Genomic DNA, 16466 nt, shown 5'->3' with positions numbered 1-16466 from the left:
GGCGTTGACTTTTGGCACGCTGTTGAGTTCTCAAGGAACGGACGCTTCCTTCAAGCCGCTCTCGCAAGCTCTCCGGGCGCTTCGTTCTTTCGTGTTTAAAGCTTATCAGATGTTTTCCGCTCCGTTTTCCGGAGTTTCACTCACCAGACCCGCTTTTCTTCGCCCCTCTCGGTGCGACTCCGGAACTGTACGTGGCTCGGTGTCCCACAAGCAAATCGCCCCTGCCGGAGGATCCGGGCAGGGGCGATCGGCGTTGAACGGGCGAGGAGCCCGCGCTTCGGTCAGTGGACCTCGGTGATCTCCGGGCCGCGGGCGAAGGGGTCGAGGGCGGCGCCGCCGAAGCGGGAGCCCTCGGTCTCCGTCACGCCACCGTCGGCGACCATCTGCGCGTCCTCGGGGAGCTTGAGCACGATCGGGTCGCGGGGGGCCATCGGCGTCTCACCACGGACCACGACGGTCTGCTGGAAGACCTGCTCCAGGATGCCGGCCATCTCGGGCTGCACGGCGGCCTGGCCGGAGATCACTCCGCGCAGGAACCAGCGCGGCCCGTCACAGCCCACGAAGCGGACGAGCTGGACGCCCTGCGTCCCGTCCGGCAGCTGCACCGGAACCTGAGCCCGGAGGTGCCAGCCCAGCGGGCCCTCCTCCTCTTCGACCAGCCCACCCTGCTGGGTGATGCCGGTGGCGATCTCCTCGCGGACCTCGCCCCAGATGCCCTCGGACTTGGGGGCGGCGAAAGCCTGCAGCTGGATCGCGCTGTTACCGAGGACGAGGGTGGCGGCCACGATCGCGTCGCCGGCCACCTCCACCCGGAGCTCCATGCCCTCGACACCGGGGACGAGGAGACCGCCGAGGTCGACTCGGCCCTCCTCCGGCTTCTCCAGCTCGGACATGTCCCAGGGACCCTCCGGGCGCGGAGCCGGCGGCAGGCCGACCCGGTCCGCCGGGTCCAGGTCTGTCTGGTTCTCGCTCTCGGAGTCGGCGGAACCTTCGACGTCATCGGGCGTCTCGTCGGCGCTGATGGCGTCGTCGGCGAGCTGCTCGACAGCGTCCTCGCTCTTCTGGCGACGACGGAACACGGTCACTGTCCTTCCCGGTCGAAGACCGAAGCGAATACCTGCTCGGCCACTGCGAGGTCGCGGGCCGAGGTCGCGGGCATGCTAGACCGCGGCATGACCGCCGGTCGACCCGAACCCACCTTCGGCACGTGCCGACCCGGGCAGCTCGGCCACCTCATGGAAGCGCGCCTTCTCGACCTGCTGGATCACCAGCTGGGCGATGCGGTCACCTCGGCGGAAGCTGACCCCCTCGCGCGGGTCCAGATTGACGACGATCACCTTGATCTCACCACGGTACCCGGCATCGACCGTCCCTGGGGCGTTCACGAGGGCAACTCCGCAACGAGCTGCGAGTCCCGAACGCGGGTGCACGAAGGCCGCGTACCCGTCCGGCAGGGCGATTCCGATGCCGGTCGGGAGCAGGGCGCGCTCGCCCGGTGCCAGCTCGGCGTCGATCGTGGTGCGCAGGTCCGCGCCGGCGTCACCGGGGTGTTCGTACGCGGGGAGGGGGATTTCGGGGTCGATCCGCCGGATCAGGATGTCTACCGGCGGACGGGCGGTGGTGCTCACGGGTTCACCTCGAAGGCTCGGGCGCGCTTGAACTGGTCCGGGTCGTCCAGAGCCTTCTTGATGTCCTCCGGACGACCGTGCGTGGTGAAGTGTTCCAGCTTCACCTGGACGAAGAGGCCCTGAGCCCGGATCGCCACCGGTCCGTCGGGGCCGCCGATCCGTCCCTCGGCCGCGCTGTAGATCTTGCGTCCGTGCACGCCGGTGATCCAGGCGTGGATGTGGAGGACGGAGTCCACCGGGACCGGCCGGACGAAGTCGGTCTCCAGCCGCCCGGTCACCGCGGCGGAGTGCAGCAGCCAGTTGAGGCTGCCGAGCGTCTCGTCCATCGCCGTCACCAGCAGGCCGCCGTGTGCCAGTCCGGGGCCGCCCTGGTGGCCCGGTCGGACGGTGAACTCGGCCGTCACGTCCAGCCCTTCGCCGGCCACCACGGTCAGTCGCAGGCCCTGCGGATGCTGGGGCCCGCAGCCGAAACAGTGGTCGTAGTGCGAGCCGAGCAGCGCTCCGGGTGCCGGCGCCTCGGGAGCCCGGGGCGGCAGGACGGCGTCCGCCGGGGGCGTGGTCGGCGCGAGGGCGACAGCACGGACGGCGGCGGGCCGGTCCGGGCCCTGAGCCGCAGGTGGAGTGGGGTCGGATCTGTTCACAGGCGCGACCCTACCGCCGAGTAGCCAAGGCTGCGGCGGCTCGGCGGCGGGGGCGGCGGCCGGGGCGCGGCCGCCAGCACCCAGAATGGGGACATGTACGACGAACGCCTTACCGTCCCCCGCTCGTGGTGGCTGCTCGCGGTCGCCTGCGGGCTGTCGCTCGCACTGATCCTGCTGCGTTTCGACGCGGTCGCCGCCCTGATCGGCCTGGTGGTCGGGGTCGTGGCCGGCGCCGCCGCCCTGAGCAACTACGGTTCCGCGCGGATCCGCGTGGTGCAGGGCTCGCTGGTCGCCGGGCAGGCGCGGATCCCGGTCAGCGCCCTGGGTGCGGCCCAGCCGCTGACCCCCTCCGAGGCCGTCGCCTGGCGCGGTGTGAAGGCCGACCCCCGGGCCTTCATGCTGCTGCGCAGCTACGTCCCGACCGCGCTGCGGGTCGAGGTCTCCGACCCGCAGGACCCGACCCCCTACCTGTACCTGTCGACCCGCTCGCCGCAGCGGCTCGCGGAGGCGCTGGCGGAGGCCCGGCAGGGCGCGGGGCGCTAGCCGGCGTCCGGTCGGCGGCCCTTTCCCGCGCGGGGCTGCGGGGGCCGGGTGCGAAGCGCCCCCGAACCTCCCGACGGTCCCGAACCGGTCCGACGGTGCCCGGACGGACCGCGGCGGTGCCCGGAAACGGAGGAGGGACGGCTCCGCTGTTGCGGGACCGTCCCAGTACTCCGGCCGTGCTGTCTTCCCTGTGCAGGACTCTCCTGCGGGTGCGGTCGCGGCGGCGACCGCCGGTTCAGCCTCCGGTCCCTCTGTTCAGGACCGGTCGGGGCGCTGTACCGGGCCGACGGGTGACCGTCGGGGCCGGGTCGGTGCGGCCGACTGCTCAGTCACAGTCCCGGCAGATCGGCTGGCCGTTCTTCTCGCGGGCCAGCTGGCTGCGGTGGTGCACCAGGAAGCAGCTCATGCAGGTGAACTCGTCCGCCTGGCGGGGCAGGACCCGGACCGAAAGCTCCTCGTTCGAGAGGTCGGCGCCCGGAAGCTCCAGCCCCTCGGCCGAGTCGAAGTCGTCGACGTCGACCGAGCTGCCGGACTTCTCGTTACGCCTGGCCTTCAGCTCCTCGATGCTGTCCTCGTTGAGGTCGTCATCGGTCTTGCGTGGGGTGTCGTAGTCCGTTGCCATTTTTCGCTCTCCCCCTTTGGGTGTGTGCGGGTATCTCCAGCGCACGTAACGCATGGGGGGCCGGTCTTGTGCCCGTCCCGAGGCGGAGATTTTGCCTTACTTCAAGCCCTGTTACTCAATCGACACCCGGCGGCGGACCCGTCGGGGTGATCGAACGGCTCTCGGAGGGCCCGGAACGGGGTTCCGCGGAGCGGTCCCCGGGGACGGCCGGACTGCTACCCGCAGTGATCGGGAGGCCATGGCCTGAACGGGAAGAGCCGGGCGCAGCAAGGAGGCTGACGACTTGTCGCCGACCGCCCGGCGCCGCCGTCCGGTCACGTTCGGCGACATGACCCCTCGAACGGGTGATCACCCTGCGAGATCATCCGAACGTGTCGCGCGACAGGATGTGACCTTGGTCACATCGAGGATTTTTCGGGCGAAATCCTGAAAATCCCTCGCCCGAATCGAGGCCCCGGTCTACTTCCTGGCGGCGTTGGCGGCCCGCCGGGCGAGCAGCGCGGCCTGCCGCTCGTCGAACTTGGTGGCCTGGGCGTCGAGGCCCTCAAGGAACAGTCCGAGCTCGTTCTGGGCCAGCTGGCCCTCCGGGCCGAGGCCGCGGACCTCCATCACCTTGAGGTGGCGCAGCACCGGCTGGAGCACGTCGTCGTGGTGGATGCGGAGGTTGTAGACCCCGCCGATGGCGAGCTGGGCGGCGGAGCGTTCGAATCCGGGCATCCCGTGTCCGGGCATCCGGAAGTCGGTCACCACGTCGGCGATGGCGCGCATGGTCTGGTCCGGTGCGAAGTCCAGGGCGGCCTTCAGCAGGTTCCGGTAGAAGACCATGTGCAGGTTCTCGTCGTTGGCGATCTTCGCGAGCAGCTGCTCGCAGAGCGGGTCGCCCGCGTAGTGGCCGGTGTTGCGGTGCGAGATCCGGGTGGCGAGCTCCTGGAAGGCGACGTACGCGACCGAGTGCAGCATGCTGTGCGCGTTGTCGGACTCGAAGCCCTCCGACATGTGGATCATGCGCGCCCGCTCCAGCTCCACCGGGTCCACCGCACGGGTGGCCAGCAGGTAGTCGCGGAGCGCTATGCCGTGCCGGCCCTCCTCGGCCGTCCAGCGGTGCACCCAGGTGCCCCAGGCGCCCTCGCGGCCGAACATGGTCGCGATCTCGTGGTGGTAGCTGGGGAGGTTGTCCTCGGTCAGCAGGTTCACCACCAGGGCGATCCGGCCGAGCGGGGTGACCTTGGACTGCTCCAGCGCCCAGGCCTCGCCACCGAGCACGCCGTCGAAGTCCCGCCCCTGGCTCCACGGCACGTACTCGTGCGGCATCCACTCCTTGGCGACCTTCAGGTGGCGGTTGAGCTCGGTTTCGACCACCTCTTCGAGCTGGAGGATCAGGTGGGCGTCGGTCCAGGCGGTGGAGGAGGTGCGCTGCACGGGTGCGATGGTCACGGCTGGTGCTCCTGAGGCGGGCAGAGACGGGTGGGACGCACAGAAGGCCGGGCGGAGCCGGGCGGATGCGACTCACTTACGGCTGCGTAGGTTACGTAACCGTAAGTTGTTCTGGCGGGAAATGACAAGCCGCCCCTGCCAGCGCTTATGTCGTCTTGACAGGCTTGGCAGGGGCGGCACGGGGAAGGGGCGGATCCTCCGCATCCGGAGGGCCCGGCGGCGGGGTGGGCCGGGAAGGGCGCAGGCGGCCGCTCACCGCCCCGGCGCCGGTGTCAGGCTCCAGGGATGCGGACCCGGATCGTCAGGCCGCCTCCGGTACGCGGAGTGGCCTCGATGGCGCCGCCGTGGGCCCGCACCACCGAGCGGACGATGGAGAGCCCGAGACCGACGCCCTTGTCGCTGCGGGTGCGGTCGGCACCCTTCACCCGGCGGAACGGCTCGAAGATGTGCTCCAGCTCATAGCCCGGAACCACCGGCCCGGTGTTGCTGACCACCAGCTCGCCGCCCCCGCCCGGCACGGGTGCGGTCGTGATCTCCACCCAGCCGTCGGCGAGGTTGTAGCGGACGGCGTTCTGCAGCAGGTTGAGCGCGATCCGCTCCAGCAGCACGCCGTTCCCGGCGACCGTGACGGGCTCCAGGGCGGGGCGCAGCACGACCTCGCGCCCCGCCGCCTCCGGGCGGATCTGCTCCAGCGCCCGGACGGCGACCTCGGAGAGCTCGACCGGGCGGCGGTCGGTGAGCTCGTTGTCGCTGCGGGCCAGCAGCAGCAGGCCCTCGACCAGCTGCTCGCTGCGTTCGTTGGTGGCCAGCAGGGTCTTGCCGAGCTGCTGGAGGTCGGCCGAGGCGGCGGGGTCGGAGAGCTGGACCTCCAGCAGGGTCCGGTTGATCGCCAGCGGGGTGCGCAGCTCGTGCGAGGCGTTCGCGACGAAGCGGCGCTGGGAGTCGAAGGAGCGGTCCAGCCGGTCGAGCATGTCGTCGAAGGTGTCGGCGAGCTCCTTGAGCTCGTCGTCCGGGCCCTCCAGCTCGATCCGGCGGTGCAGGTCGGAGCTGGCCACCTCGCGGGCGGTGCGGGTGATCCGGTTGAGCGGGCGGAGCACCCGGCCGGCCATCGCGTAGCCGGCGGCGAAGGCGATCACGGCGAGGCAGACCAGGGCGGCCAGCGCCTTGCGGAGCAGCGTCGCCAGGGCCAGGTGGGCCTGGCTGGCCTGGGCGTTGCTGAGCAGCTGGCTGAACTTGGCGGGGCTGATCTCGGTGCCGTCGGGGCCGACCATCTTGACGCCGGGGCCGATGGTGAAGCCGGGGCCCGCGTTGGTGACGTCCTGGAACGACTGCTTGACGAACCAGTACATCAGCAGCAGCAGCACGACCCCGGCCATCAGGAACATCCCGCCGTACAGCAGGGTCAGCCTGATCCGGATGGTCGGGCGCAGCTGGAGCCAGCCGAGCAGGCCGTCGCCGGGGGTGTAGACCGGGGAGTCGCGCTTGGAGGCGGGCTGGACCACCGGGACGGACGGGGAGCCGGACGGGGACTGCGCCGGGCGAGGCGGCAGCGGGCCGCCGGCGGGCGCGCCGGAGGCCCCGCCGGCGGGGGGCGGGGTGGTCATGACTTTCCTCTCGGATGCCGGTGCCGGCCGGGGGTACGGGGCCGGGGGTTCAGGGGGTGCGCCGGGGGCCGGTCAGATGCGGTAGCCGGAGCCCGGGACGGTGACGATCACGGCGGGGTCGCCGAGCTTGCGCCGCAGCGTCATCACGGTGACCCGGACGACGTTGGTGAACGGGTCGGTGTGCTCGTCCCAGGCCTTCTCCAGCAGTTGCTCGGCCGAGACGACCGCGCCGCCGGCCCGCATCAGGACCTCCAGGACGGCGAACTCCTTGGGGGCGAGCTGGACGGGCTTGTCGTCCCGGAGCACCTCGCGGCGCCCGGGGTCGAGGGAGATCCCGGCCCGCTCCAGCACGGGCGGCAGCGGGACCGTCGCGCGGCGGCCGAGGGCCCGTACCCGGGCGACGAGTTCGCTGAAAGCGAACGGCTTGGGGAGGTAGTCGTCGGCGCCGATCTCCAGGCCCTCGACCCGGTCGCTGATGTCGCCCGAGGCGGTCAGCATGATCACCCGGGTGGCGAGACCCTGCTCGACCACGCTGCGGCAGACGTCGTCGCCGTGCACCAGCGGGAGGTCGCGGTCCAGCACCACCACGTCGTAGTCGTTGACCGAGATCCGCTGGAGCGCGGCCTCGCCGTCGTAGACCACGTCGACGGCCATCGCCTCGCGGCGCAAACCTGTCGCGACGGCCTCGGCGAGCAACTGCTCGTCCTCCACGACGAGTACCCGCACGGTGGTTGTCCCTTCTCCGAGGAGCGGCCCCACCGTGCCCCGCCCGTGCGGGTCACCGGCGTACGGACCTTGATCGCCGCCGGGTTCTCCCGGCACACGGGTCCGACGGTGGTTCTATCCTGCCTGGTCTCCGGGTAAAGCAGCGGTAAGCGGTGGCGGTGGACGCTTGAGCGGGCCTCCCCGGGAGGTCCGCCCGGAACGGCGGGCCCGGCGGCCGAGCCGCTAAGCGGTAGCGCCGACCACCGTTTGGACTGTGACGCAGGCAACTTTCTCGGCGTCTTAGGTTTCCCTTCTCCCGAGGTGGGGAGGACAGCTTCACACCACGCGATCGGGCCGAGCGCCGGTCGCAACCACCCTCCGTGCGTTCATCCGCACCGGTTCAGGGGTTCACGTGTCACCGGGAGCGACCCTTCGGTCGGCTCCGCGTTCCTCCGGGGAGCAGCATCCACCGGGACGCTTCCGTTGGCCGGCACCTCAGCTCCGGGGAACGCCGACCGTGCCCGTCCGACACAGCAAGGGGGCAGTATGGACGCCTTCACCGACGGAATCCTGCAGCGCATAAAGAACGCCGAGCAGGATCTCCACCGCGCACTTGAGTCCGGTGACGATTTCCTCGCCGAGGTCGAGCAGTCCGAACTGGACGACCTGCGCCGACTCGCCGCCGAGCACGGCGTCGACCCGGTGCGGGAGATGCACCGCGCCGCAGCCTGACCGGTTTCCCGACCACCGCGCACCACCGCACCCCGTACTCCGTCACGTACCCCGAGAGCCGTAAGGGGTAGCTGAGCCCAAGCCCTGGCGCCACGTTTCCGTGGGCCAGGGCTCTTCGCTGTCCGGCGCAGGGGCGGCCCTGGGCTCCGGGCTCTCCGGCTCCCCGGCGCTCAGTCGTGCCAGGCGCCGAGTTCGTCGAGCCGGGCCTGGAGGGGCTCGAACACGCCGGGCGGGGCGGTCACCGCGAGGCCGCCGTGCGGCTCCTCGCCGGGGCGGCCACCCGAAAGGGCACCCGCCTCGCGGGCGATCAGGACCCCGGCGGCCATGTCCCAGGGCTGGAGCCCGCGCTCGTAGAAGGCGTCCAGGCGGCCGGCCGCGACGTCGCAGAGGTCGACGGCCGCCGCGCCGCCCCGGCGGATGTCGCGGACCTCCGGCATCAGGGCGTGCAGCACCTCGGCCTGGTGGACCCGGGCGTGCTGGACGTAGTTGAAACCGGTACCGACCAGGGCCTGCCCCCACGGCGGTGCCGGGCGGCAGGAGAGCGGCTGCCCGTTCAGGAAGGCGCCGCCGCCGAGGACGGCCTGGAACAGCTCGCCCCGGGCCGGGACGGCGACCACGCCGACCACCGCCCGGCCGTCCAGCTCGGCCGCCACGCTGACGCCCCAGGAGGGCAGCCCGTACAGGTAGTTGACGGTGCCGTCGAGCGGGTCGACCACCCAGCGGACGCCGCTGGTGCCGGCGTGGTCGGCGCCCTCCTCACCGAGGTAGCCGTCCTCGGGGCGGCGGGTGCCGATCAGCTCCAGGACGAGCTTCTCGGAGGCGAGGTCCATCTCGGTGACCACGTCGACGGGGCTGCTCTTGGTCGCGGCGACGCCCAGGTCGGCGGGCCGGCCGTCGCGCAGCAGCGCGCCCGCGCGGGTCGCGGCGTCCAGGGCGACGTCCAGCAGTTCCGCCAGCAGATCGGGGTGGGGCACGGGTTTACCTCCTGAAGGGGGTGGTTCAGAGCTGGGCTGCGGCGGGCTTGGGCGCGCGGGGGTTGGGGCAGCAGGCGACGGCGCACACGTCGTGGCTCGCGCCCAGCGTGCCCAGGGCGCACCGCTCGACCCGTACGCCCCGCTCGACCGCCGCGCGCTCCAGCACCAGCTCCCGGACGGCGGCGGTGAAGCGCGGGTCGGCCCCCACGGTGGCGGCCCGGGTGACCGGCAGGCCGAGCTCGGCCGCCTTGGCACGGGCCTCGGTGTCGAGGTCGTACTTGACCTCCATGTGGTCGGAGACGAACCCGATCGGGACCATCACCGCCGCCGGGGCACCGGCCGTGTGCAGGGCCGCCAGGTGGTCGCAGATGTCCGGCTCCAGCCACGGGATGTGCGGCGCACCGCTGCGGCTCTGGAAGACCAGCTCCCACGGACGGTCCGCGACGCCGGTGGCCGCCGCCACCGCCTCGGCGACCAGCCGGGCCACCTCCAGGTGCTGCGCCACGTACGCGCCGCCGGGGGTGCCCCGGGCCGGGTCGTCGGGCGCGCCGGAGGTCTCGGCCATCGAGAGCGGGATCGAGTGGGTGGTGAAGGCCAGCCGGGCGCCGTCGCGGACCTCGGCGGGCAGCTCGGCCAGCGCGGCCAGGGTCGCGTCGGCCATCGGCCCGACGAAGCCCGGGTGGTTGTAGAAGTGCCGCAGCTTGTCCACCCGCAGCTCCGGCAGGCCCTCGCCGCGCAGCTGCTCCAGCGCCTCGGCGAGGTTCTCCCGGTACTGGCGGCAGCCGGAGTACCCCGCGTAGGCGCTGGTGGCCAGGACGAGCACCCGCCGGTGGCCGTCCCGGGCGATCTCGCGCAGCGCGTCCACCAGGTAGGGGGCCCAGTTCCGGTTGCCCCAGTAGACCGGCAGGTCGAGGCCGTGCCCGGCGAAGTCCTTGCGGAGCGCGGCCAGCAGCTCGCGGTTCTGCTCGTTGATCGGGCTGACGCCGCCGAACAGGAAGTAGTGCTTGCCGACCTCGGCCAGCCGTTCCTTGGGGATGCCCCGGCCACGGGTGACGTTCTCCAGGAACGGCACCACGTCCTCGGGGGCTTCGGGGCCCCCGAACGAGAGCAGCAGCAGCGCGTCGTACGGCGCGGGGTCGGTGGAGGTGAGGGTCTCGGGCATGGCACCGATCCTGCCACTAGCGGCGCGGCGTCCGGCGGAGGGCCGGACAGCGGCGCGGGCGGCAGCGGCGGGCGGGAGCGGGCGGCAGCGGCGGGCGGGCACGGGCGACCGGCGGGCGGATATCGATTGCCAGAGTTCGTAAGCTGTGTTGAGGAGGCTTGTTCCTTACCCCTCCCCCACCGCTCACCCACTTCGCGGAGCCCGTGTGCTGTCCAGCTACCGCCAGATATTCGCCGCCCCCGGCACCCTGGCCTTCTCCTCCGCCGGCCTGATCGCCCGGCTGCCGATCTCGATGACCGGCATCGGCATCGTGACCATGCTGGCGCAGCTGCGCGGCTCGTACGGCATCGCGGGCGCGGTCTCGGCGGTGGTGGCACTCTCGGTGGCGGCCCTCGGGCCGCAGGTCTCCCGGCTGGTGGACCGGTACGGACAGCGCCGGGTGGCGCTGCCCGCCACCGGCCTGACCGTGCTCGCGGCCGCCGCCCTGCTGCTCTGCGCGCACTACGGGGCGCCGGACTGGACGCTGTTCGTCTGCGCGGCCGGGGTGGGCATGATGCCGAGCACCGGATCGATGGTCCGGGCCCGCTGGGCCCACCTCTACAGCTCCGAGCCGCCCAGGCTGCACACCGCGTACTCGTTCGAGGCGGTGGTGGACGAGATCTGCTTCATCGTCGGCCCGATCCTGTCGATCGGGCTGGCCACCTCGGTCTTCCCCGAGGCCGGCGTGCTGTGCTCGGGGATCTTCCTGACCGTCGGCATCCTGCTCTTCACCGCGCAGCGGCGTACCGAGCCGCCGATCCACCCGGGTGCGCACCGGGCCGGGCGGTCGGCGATCCACTCCTCCGGGCTCCAGGTGCTGGTGCTGACCTTCGTGGCCACCGGGGCGATCTTCGGCTCGGTCGAGGTGGTCACGGTGGCCTTCGCGCAGGAGCAGGGGCACACCGCGCTGGCCAGTCTGGTGCTGGCGGTGTACGCGCTCGGGTCCTGCCTGGCCGGGGTGGTGTTCGGGACGCTCAGGCTGAAGGGCTCGATGGCCGGCCGGTTCCTGGGCGGGAACGCGGTGATGGCGGCGAGCATGGTGCCGCTGGTGGTGGTCGCCGCGCTGGTGGACGGTACCGCCGGGCTGGTGGCGCTCGGGGCGGCGCTGTTCGTCGCCGGGCTCTCCATCTCGCCGACCCTGATCACCGCGATGGCACTGGTGGAGCGGCTGGTACCGGCCGCCCAGCTGAACGAGGGGATGACCTGGACGACCACCGGGCTGGCGCTCGGTGTGGCGCTCGGCTCCTCGGTGGCGGGCTGGGTGGTGGACGGCTCGGGCGCCGCCGCCGGGTACTGGGTGCCGCTGGCCGCCGCGCTGTTCGGCGCGCTGACCGCGCTGGCGGGCCTGGCCCGGCTGCGGGCCGGCCTGGTCGCCGTCGCGACGGCCGACGGGGCGGCCGCGACGGCCGCGGAGGCGGCGGCCGGCTCCGCAACCGGCGGGCCGGAGGCATAGACCTGCGCCGGTGGAGTGGCTACGCTCCCCCCTACTCACTGGTAGGACACGCGGGGCCGGAGCTGTCCCGCGCCCCGGAGCAGGAGGCACCCGCATGCCCCAGGCCACCCCCGCCGGCTGGACCAACTGGGCCGGCAACCAGAGCGCCCGGCCCAGCCGGGTGGTGACGCCGGCCTCCGCCGCCGAGCTGGGCGAGGTGGTCCGCCGGGCCGCCGAGGAGGGGCGCACCGTCAAGGCCGTCGGCTCGGGCCACTCCTTCACCGCGATCGCCTCCGCCGGGGACGGCGTCCTCGTCCGGCCGCACGCCCTGACCGCCGTCCGCGAGCTGGACCGCGAGGCCGGGACGGTCACGGTGGGCTCCGGGCTGCCGCTCTCCCGGCTCAACCGGCTGCTGGCCGCGGCGGGCCTCTCGCTCACCAACATGGGCGACATCGAGGTCCAGACCGTCGCCGGGGCCACCGGTACCGGCACCCACGGCACCGGCCGGGACTCCGGCTCGCTGTCGGCGCAGATCAGGGCGCTGGAGATCGTGCTCGCCGACGGCAGCGTCCGGCAGTGCTCGCCGGCCGAGAACCCCGAGCTGTTCGAGGGCGCCCGGCTGGGCCTCGGCGCGCTCGGCGTGGTCAGCGCGATCACCTTCGGGGTCGAACCGGCCTTCCTGCTGACCGCCCACGAGAAGCCGATGTCCTTCGACGAGGTGCTGGCGGGCTTCGACGAGTTCGCCGCCGTCAACGAGCACTTCGAGTTCTACTGGTTCCCGCACACCGACCGCTGCTCGACCAAGCGCAACAACCGCAGCCCCGGGCCGGCCTCGCCGCTGCCGGACTTCAAGGCGTGGCTGGACGACGATTTCCTCGCCAACACCCTCTTCGGCGGCCTGTGCCGGGTGGGCCGGCGCCTCCCGCCGGCCGTCCCGCTGATCGCGCAGCTGGCCGGGCGGGCGCTGTCCGAACGGACCTTCACCGACACCGCGTACAAGGTGTTCACCAGCCCGCGCAAGGTGCGCTTCATCGAGATGGAGTACGCCGTGCCCCGCGCGGCGGCGACCACCGTGCTGCGCGAGCTGAAGGCCCTGGTCGAACGCTCCCGCTGGCGGATCAGCTTCCCCGTGGAGGTGCGCCTCGCCCCGGCGGACGACCTCTGGCTCTCCACCGCGAGCGGGCGGGACAGCGTCTACATAGCCGTCCACCTCTTCCAGGGCACCGCCGAGCAGGGCTACTTCACCGAGGTCGAGAAGCTGATGACGGCCCACCAGGGGCGCCCGCACTGGGGCAAGCTGCACACCAGGGACGCGGCCTACCTCGCCTCGGTCTACCCGCGCTTCGGCGACTTCACCGCGCTCCGCGACAAGGTCGACCCCGGGCGGCTGTTCGCCAACGACTACCTGCGGCGGGTGCTCGGCGAGTAGCCCCCCCCCACGCGGTCGGCCCGCTCAGGGCGAGGGCGTGCCCGAAGGGGCTGCCGGGGGTGCGGTGTCGGCCGTGCCGGTGGGGGTGCCGCCCGGTGTTCCGCTGGGCGTGCCGCCGGGCGTCCTGCTCGGGGTCGAGGACGGCGTGCCGGAGGGTGTGCCGGTGCCCGAAGGAGTACTGCTCGGCGTCGGGGAGGGCGACTCGGAGGCCCTGCCGGACGGGGTGGCACCCGGTGTCCGGGAGGGGGTGCCCGAGGGGGCCGTGTCCCCGGAGGCCGGCGGGTTCTCGGTTCGCCGCGGGGGCGAGGGCCTGCTGTCGGAGGAGCCGCCCAGCGAGGTGCCGCTGCCGCTCTCGCCCTTGACCGTCGCGGACACCGGCTGCCCGGTGGCCAGCTCGAACCCAATGATCGGCGTCATCGCGAGGACGAATACCAGCGCGGAGACCGCCGTGTACGTACGCCAGGTCCGGGGCCGCTTCGAACGGAGCGTGCGCGACTCGTTCCACTCGGAGGATATTTCGTACGGCTGTTCGGATATGGATTCGGCCCCCACCTGGCGGAAGTCGTTCGCCAGGGCGGCCGGGCTGCGGTCGACGGCACCGCGCAGCTGCTCGCCGGTCCGCCGGAAGAGGTGCTGGAAGAGCGCACCGCCGGTGGTGGCGCCGACGCTGACCACCGCCGCGCCGACGATCGTCCCGTACACGCCGAGCCCGGAGGCGAAGAGGGCGCCGACGACGGTGGCCAGGGCGCTCGCGGCCACCTGAGCCACGCTCAGATCGATCCGCCTGCGGCCCTCGGGCGCATCCCCCGGCCCTGCCTGTTCGCGCTGCTGCGGCATCAACGTTCCTCGGTGATCACGGGTCGACATCTCGTACAAGACACTCCATCTTGCACAAAGAAGGACACAAGGGTCGAAAATCCGGTTCTCGGCGGTCGATATATGTGAAGATGATCACCGTCAGCCGGTCTCCGGTCGGCCGTTCGAGTGCCGTCTCTTGAGATTCCCGTGAATCGCGGGAGACTTGAGCGGCGAGCCGCCCCTCCGGATGCCACGAATGGAGTACTGTTCGTGGAGCCTGAGCCTTCGGTCAACGTGTCGACTGCCCATCAGACGGCGGCCGGGGCAACCGGGCGAGACGTCGACCGGCGACGTGGCGAACAGGCAACCGTGCCACAACGGCGAGCTCGGGCAGAAACCCGACACGCCGGGTAACTCAGCAAGGTTGTGGCCACTCGCGAGTGGGCAGGCCACACTCAGTACGGGAGCAGCGACGCAGGTGACGTCGGCAGGCACCACCCGGGAGGTAACCGTGCCCGAACTGCGCGTCGTGGCGGTCAGCAATGACGGCACACGGCTGGTGCTCAAGGCTGCCGACAGCACGGAGTACACCCTCCCCATCGACGAGCGGCTGCGCGCCGCCATCCGCGGTGACCGGCCACGCCTCGGCCAGATCGAGATCGAGGTGGAGAGCCACCTGCGGCCCCGGGACATCCAGGCGCGGATACGTGCCGGTGCCTCCGCCGAGGAGGTCGCGCAGGCGGCCGGCATCTCGGTCGACCGGGTGCGGCGCTTCGAGGGTCCGGTGCTGGCCGAGCGCGCCTTCATGGCCGAGCGGGCGCGGAAGACCGCGATCCGCCGGCACGGCGAGTCCACCGGTCCGCAGCTCGGCGAGGCGGTGTCCGAGCGGCTGGCGCTGCGCGGGGCCGAGAAGGACACCGAGCGGTGGGACTCCTGGCGCCGCGACGACGGCACCTGGGAGGTCATCCTCTACTTCCGCGCGGACGGCGAGGGCCTCACGGCGAGCTGGGCGTACGACCCGCCGCGCCGGCTGGTGCAGCCGAACGACGACGAGGCCCGGGCGCTGATCGGCGAGAGCCCGGAGCGCGAGGAGGAGTCGGTCTTCCCGTTCATCCCGCGGATCGCCCGGCTCCCCCAGGACCGGCCGGCCCGTCCGATGATCGAACGCCCCTCCCCCGACCGGATCATGTCCGGGATCGAACGCCCCTCGGCGGACCGGATCATGTCCGGACGCGAGGTACGGGAGAGCCGGGAGGCGGTGGCCGAGAACCGCGATTCGCTGACCAGCCTGCTGGACGTGGTGCCCGCCTTCCGGGGCGACCTCGCCATCCCCGCCGTCGAGGCGGTGCCGAGCGAGGTGGTGGAGGAGGCCGAGGAGCAGCAGGCGGCCCCGGCCGCCAGCGTCGGCGCCGGTTCGGCGTACGCGGACATCCTGATGCCGCGGGCGGTCGCCCCGCACCGGGAGCGGCTGGTCGGCACGACGGACCGCCAGGCCGAGGCGGACGGGGTCCGTCCGGGCCGACGGGCCACCGTGCCCAGCTGGGACGAGATCGTCTTCGGCAGCAGGCGCAAGAAACAGGAGTAGGACCAGTCGGTCCAGGACTCCGCCCGGGGCGACCCGGGCGACCGCCGGACACCGGGGCGCGTGGGGGGAAGACCTCCACGCGCCCCTCGGTTTGCGCCTCAGCCCGGCAGGCCGCCCGTCGCGGCCGGGTTCTCCGGGTCGGCGGACCACTCGCTCCAGGAGCCCGGGTAGAGGACGCCCGAGAAGCCGGCCACCTCCAGCGCGAGCAGTTCATGGGCGGCCGTCACGCCCGAACCGCAGTAGACGCCCACCTCCCGCTCGCCGGCGCCGAGGCCGCCGAACCGCGCGGCCAGCTCCTCGGGGGTGCGGAAGCGGCCGTCGGCGGTCACGTTCTCGGTGGTCGGCGCGCTGACCGCACCGGGGATGTGCCCGGCGCGCGGGTCGAGCGGCTCGACCTCACCGCGGTACCGCTCCCCGGCGCGGGCATCCAACAGCAGGCCGGTCCGGGCCAGTTCGGCGGCCTGCCGGGCGTCCACGGTCGGCAGCCGCCCCGGGACGGGTTCGAAGTCGCCGGGCTCCGGGACCGGCGGCTCCGCCGTCAGTGGCAGCCCCGCGTCCCGCCAGCCGGTCACACCGCCGTCCAGCACCCTGACGTCCGGGTGGCCGGCCCAGCGCAGCAGCCACCAGGCGCGGGCCGCCGAGAGCGCGGGCCCCCCGTCGTAGACCACCACCGGGCGTCCCGCGCTCACCCCGGCCCGGCGCAGCGCGGCGCCGAACTCCTCCGGGTCGGGCAGCGGGTGCCGTCCCGCACTGCCGGGGGTACCGGCCAGTTCCTTGTCCAGGTCGAGGAAGTACGCACCGGGCAGGTGCCCCGCCGCGTACTCCTCGGCCCCCGACGGACCGGACGGCTGGAATGCGGGCAGCAGGTAGCGGATGTCGAGCAGCACCGGCGGCCGGGCCGAGGCCAGCGCGTCGTGCAGTTCGGCGACGGAGATCAGCGCGGAGGCGCCCGTGGCGGAGGTTTCCATCCCGCCATTGTGACGTGCCGCACCCGGGTCTTTGTACGGTCTTTGCCCGACTCACCGCGCGGCCGGGCGAGTTCGGCGGCCCGTGGGTGGAACCATCGCCCTGGGGCGCGCGGCGGCCCGGTCGGCCGGCCCCCGTCGAGGAGGCACGCGATGACTGCGGTGAAGGTCCG

General features: G+C 72.7%; 16 protein-coding genes. 5 read left to right on the top strand and 11 right to left on the bottom strand.

Annotated features, from left to right (window positions below; all coding sequences use genetic code 11):
* Window positions 1–281: 281 nt before the first annotated feature.
* From ABD330_RS28960 to ABD330_RS28950, 3 genes are all read right to left on the bottom strand, one after another.
* A complete protein-coding gene (locus tag ABD330_RS28960; RefSeq protein ID WP_344469051.1) occupies window positions 282–1079 on the bottom strand; it encodes a DUF3710 domain-containing protein in 798 nt (265 codons plus the stop codon).
* 81 nt (window positions 1080–1160) lie between these two features.
* Entirely contained in the window at window positions 1161–1628 is a 468-nt protein-coding gene (gene dut / locus ABD330_RS28955) for a dUTP diphosphatase (protein WP_280719677.1), read from the bottom strand.
* Window positions 1625–2164, bottom strand: coding sequence for a PaaI family thioesterase (locus ABD330_RS28950; RefSeq protein ID WP_344469052.1), 540 nt, complete (start codon window positions 2162–2164; stop codon window positions 1625–1627). The genes dut and ABD330_RS28950 overlap by 4 nt, the downstream gene beginning before the upstream one ends.
* Window positions 2165–2362: 198 nt before the next feature.
* Between ABD330_RS28950 and ABD330_RS28945 the strand changes: the two genes are divergently transcribed.
* Window positions 2363–2812, top strand: a complete 450-nt coding sequence (locus ABD330_RS28945) for a DUF3093 domain-containing protein (protein ID WP_344469049.1) — start codon at window positions 2363–2365, stop codon at window positions 2810–2812.
* Window positions 2813–3137: 325 nt separating this feature from the next.
* Here ABD330_RS28945 and ABD330_RS28940 read toward each other — a convergent pair whose 3' ends face one another.
* The 4 genes from ABD330_RS28940 to ABD330_RS28925 all read right to left on the bottom strand — a co-directional run bounded on the left by ABD330_RS28940 (window position 3138) and on the right by ABD330_RS28925 (window position 7198).
* Entirely contained in the window at window positions 3138–3434 is a 297-nt protein-coding gene (locus ABD330_RS28940; RefSeq protein WP_344469047.1) for a DUF4193 domain-containing protein, read from the bottom strand.
* 459 nt (window positions 3435–3893) lie between these two features.
* Window positions 3894–4868: an acyl-ACP desaturase gene (locus ABD330_RS28935; protein ID WP_344469045.1), complete on the bottom strand. Its 975-nt coding sequence runs from the start codon at window positions 4866–4868 to the stop codon at window positions 3894–3896.
* A gap of 272 nt (window positions 4869–5140) precedes the next feature.
* Entirely contained in the window at window positions 5141–6472 is a 1332-nt protein-coding gene (locus ABD330_RS28930) for a sensor histidine kinase (protein WP_344469044.1), read from the bottom strand.
* A gap of 72 nt (window positions 6473–6544) precedes the next feature.
* Window positions 6545–7198 carry a response regulator transcription factor gene (locus ABD330_RS28925; RefSeq protein ID WP_344469042.1) on the bottom strand — a complete coding sequence of 218 codons (654 nt, stop codon included), beginning with the start codon at window positions 7196–7198 and terminating at the stop codon, window positions 6545–6547.
* Window positions 7199–7723: 525 nt separating this feature from the next.
* Between ABD330_RS28925 and ABD330_RS28920 the strand changes: the two genes are divergently transcribed.
* Window positions 7724–7909 (top strand): hypothetical protein, encoded by a 186-nt coding sequence (locus ABD330_RS28920; protein WP_344469041.1) that lies wholly within the window; start codon window positions 7724–7726, stop codon window positions 7907–7909.
* Window positions 7910–8079: 170 nt separating this feature from the next.
* On the opposite strand, the gene ABD330_RS28915 is transcribed toward ABD330_RS28920, so the two are convergent.
* The gene (locus ABD330_RS28915) at window positions 8080–8883 is read right to left on the bottom strand and encodes an inositol monophosphatase family protein (protein ID WP_344469039.1); all 804 of its coding nucleotides are present in this window, start codon (window positions 8881–8883) and stop codon (window positions 8080–8082) included.
* A 25-nt stretch (window positions 8884–8908) separates the two neighbouring features.
* A complete protein-coding gene (locus tag ABD330_RS28910; protein WP_344469037.1) occupies window positions 8909–10045 on the bottom strand; it encodes a ferrochelatase in 1137 nt (378 codons plus the stop codon).
* Between the two features lie 205 nt (window positions 10046–10250).
* On the opposite strand from ABD330_RS28910, the gene ABD330_RS28905 reads away from it, so the two are divergent.
* Window positions 10251–11537 carry an MFS transporter gene (locus ABD330_RS28905; RefSeq protein WP_344469035.1) on the top strand — a complete coding sequence of 429 codons (1287 nt, stop codon included), beginning with the start codon at window positions 10251–10253 and terminating at the stop codon, window positions 11535–11537.
* Between the two features lie 94 nt (window positions 11538–11631).
* A complete protein-coding gene (locus tag ABD330_RS28900; RefSeq protein WP_344469033.1) occupies window positions 11632–12945 on the top strand; it encodes a D-arabinono-1,4-lactone oxidase in 1314 nt (437 codons plus the stop codon).
* A gap of 24 nt (window positions 12946–12969) precedes the next feature.
* On the opposite strand, the gene ABD330_RS28895 is transcribed toward ABD330_RS28900, so the two are convergent.
* Window positions 12970–13782 carry a hypothetical protein gene (locus tag ABD330_RS28895; RefSeq protein WP_344469031.1) on the bottom strand — a complete coding sequence of 271 codons (813 nt, stop codon included), beginning with the start codon at window positions 13780–13782 and terminating at the stop codon, window positions 12970–12972.
* Between the two features lie 439 nt (window positions 13783–14221).
* Here ABD330_RS28895 and sepH point away from each other — a divergent pair, with 439 nt between their 5' ends.
* Window positions 14222–15328 carry a septation protein SepH gene (gene sepH / locus ABD330_RS28890; RefSeq protein ID WP_344469030.1) on the top strand — a complete coding sequence of 369 codons (1107 nt, stop codon included), beginning with the start codon at window positions 14222–14224 and terminating at the stop codon, window positions 15326–15328.
* Between the two features lie 98 nt (window positions 15329–15426).
* On the opposite strand, the gene ABD330_RS28885 is transcribed toward sepH, so the two are convergent.
* Window positions 15427–16296 carry a sulfurtransferase gene (locus ABD330_RS28885; protein WP_344469028.1) on the bottom strand — a complete coding sequence of 290 codons (870 nt, stop codon included), beginning with the start codon at window positions 16294–16296 and terminating at the stop codon, window positions 15427–15429.
* Window positions 16297–16466: the final 170 nt, after the last annotated feature.

This window comes from Kitasatospora kazusensis, assembly GCF_039529945.1.
Taxonomy (GTDB): domain Bacteria; phylum Actinomycetota; class Actinomycetes; order Streptomycetales; family Streptomycetaceae; genus Kitasatospora; species Kitasatospora kazusensis.
This window is presented reverse-complemented; position numbering and strand designations above follow the sequence as displayed.

Coding starts and splice junctions, on each gene's coding strand:
- ABD330_RS28900 (WP_344469033.1), top strand. CDS start 11,632: ATGCCCCAGGCCACCCCCGCCGGCTGGACCAACTGGGCCGGCAACCAG.
- ABD330_RS28940 (WP_344469047.1), bottom strand. CDS start 3,434: ATGGCAACGGACTACGACACCCCACGCAAGACCGATGACGACCTCAAC.
- ABD330_RS28885 (WP_344469028.1), bottom strand. CDS start 16,296: ATGGAAACCTCCGCCACGGGCGCCTCCGCGCTGATCTCCGTCGCCGAA.
- ABD330_RS28945 (WP_344469049.1), top strand. CDS start 2,363: ATGTACGACGAACGCCTTACCGTCCCCCGCTCGTGGTGGCTGCTCGCG.
- ABD330_RS28910 (WP_344469037.1), bottom strand. CDS start 10,045: ATGCCCGAGACCCTCACCTCCACCGACCCCGCGCCGTACGACGCGCTG.
- ABD330_RS28930 (WP_344469044.1), bottom strand. CDS start 6,472: ATGACCACCCCGCCCCCCGCCGGCGGGGCCTCCGGCGCGCCCGCCGGC.
- ABD330_RS28920 (WP_344469041.1), top strand. CDS start 7,724: ATGGACGCCTTCACCGACGGAATCCTGCAGCGCATAAAGAACGCCGAG.
- ABD330_RS28895 (WP_344469031.1), bottom strand. CDS start 13,782: ATGCCGCAGCAGCGCGAACAGGCAGGGCCGGGGGATGCGCCCGAGGGC.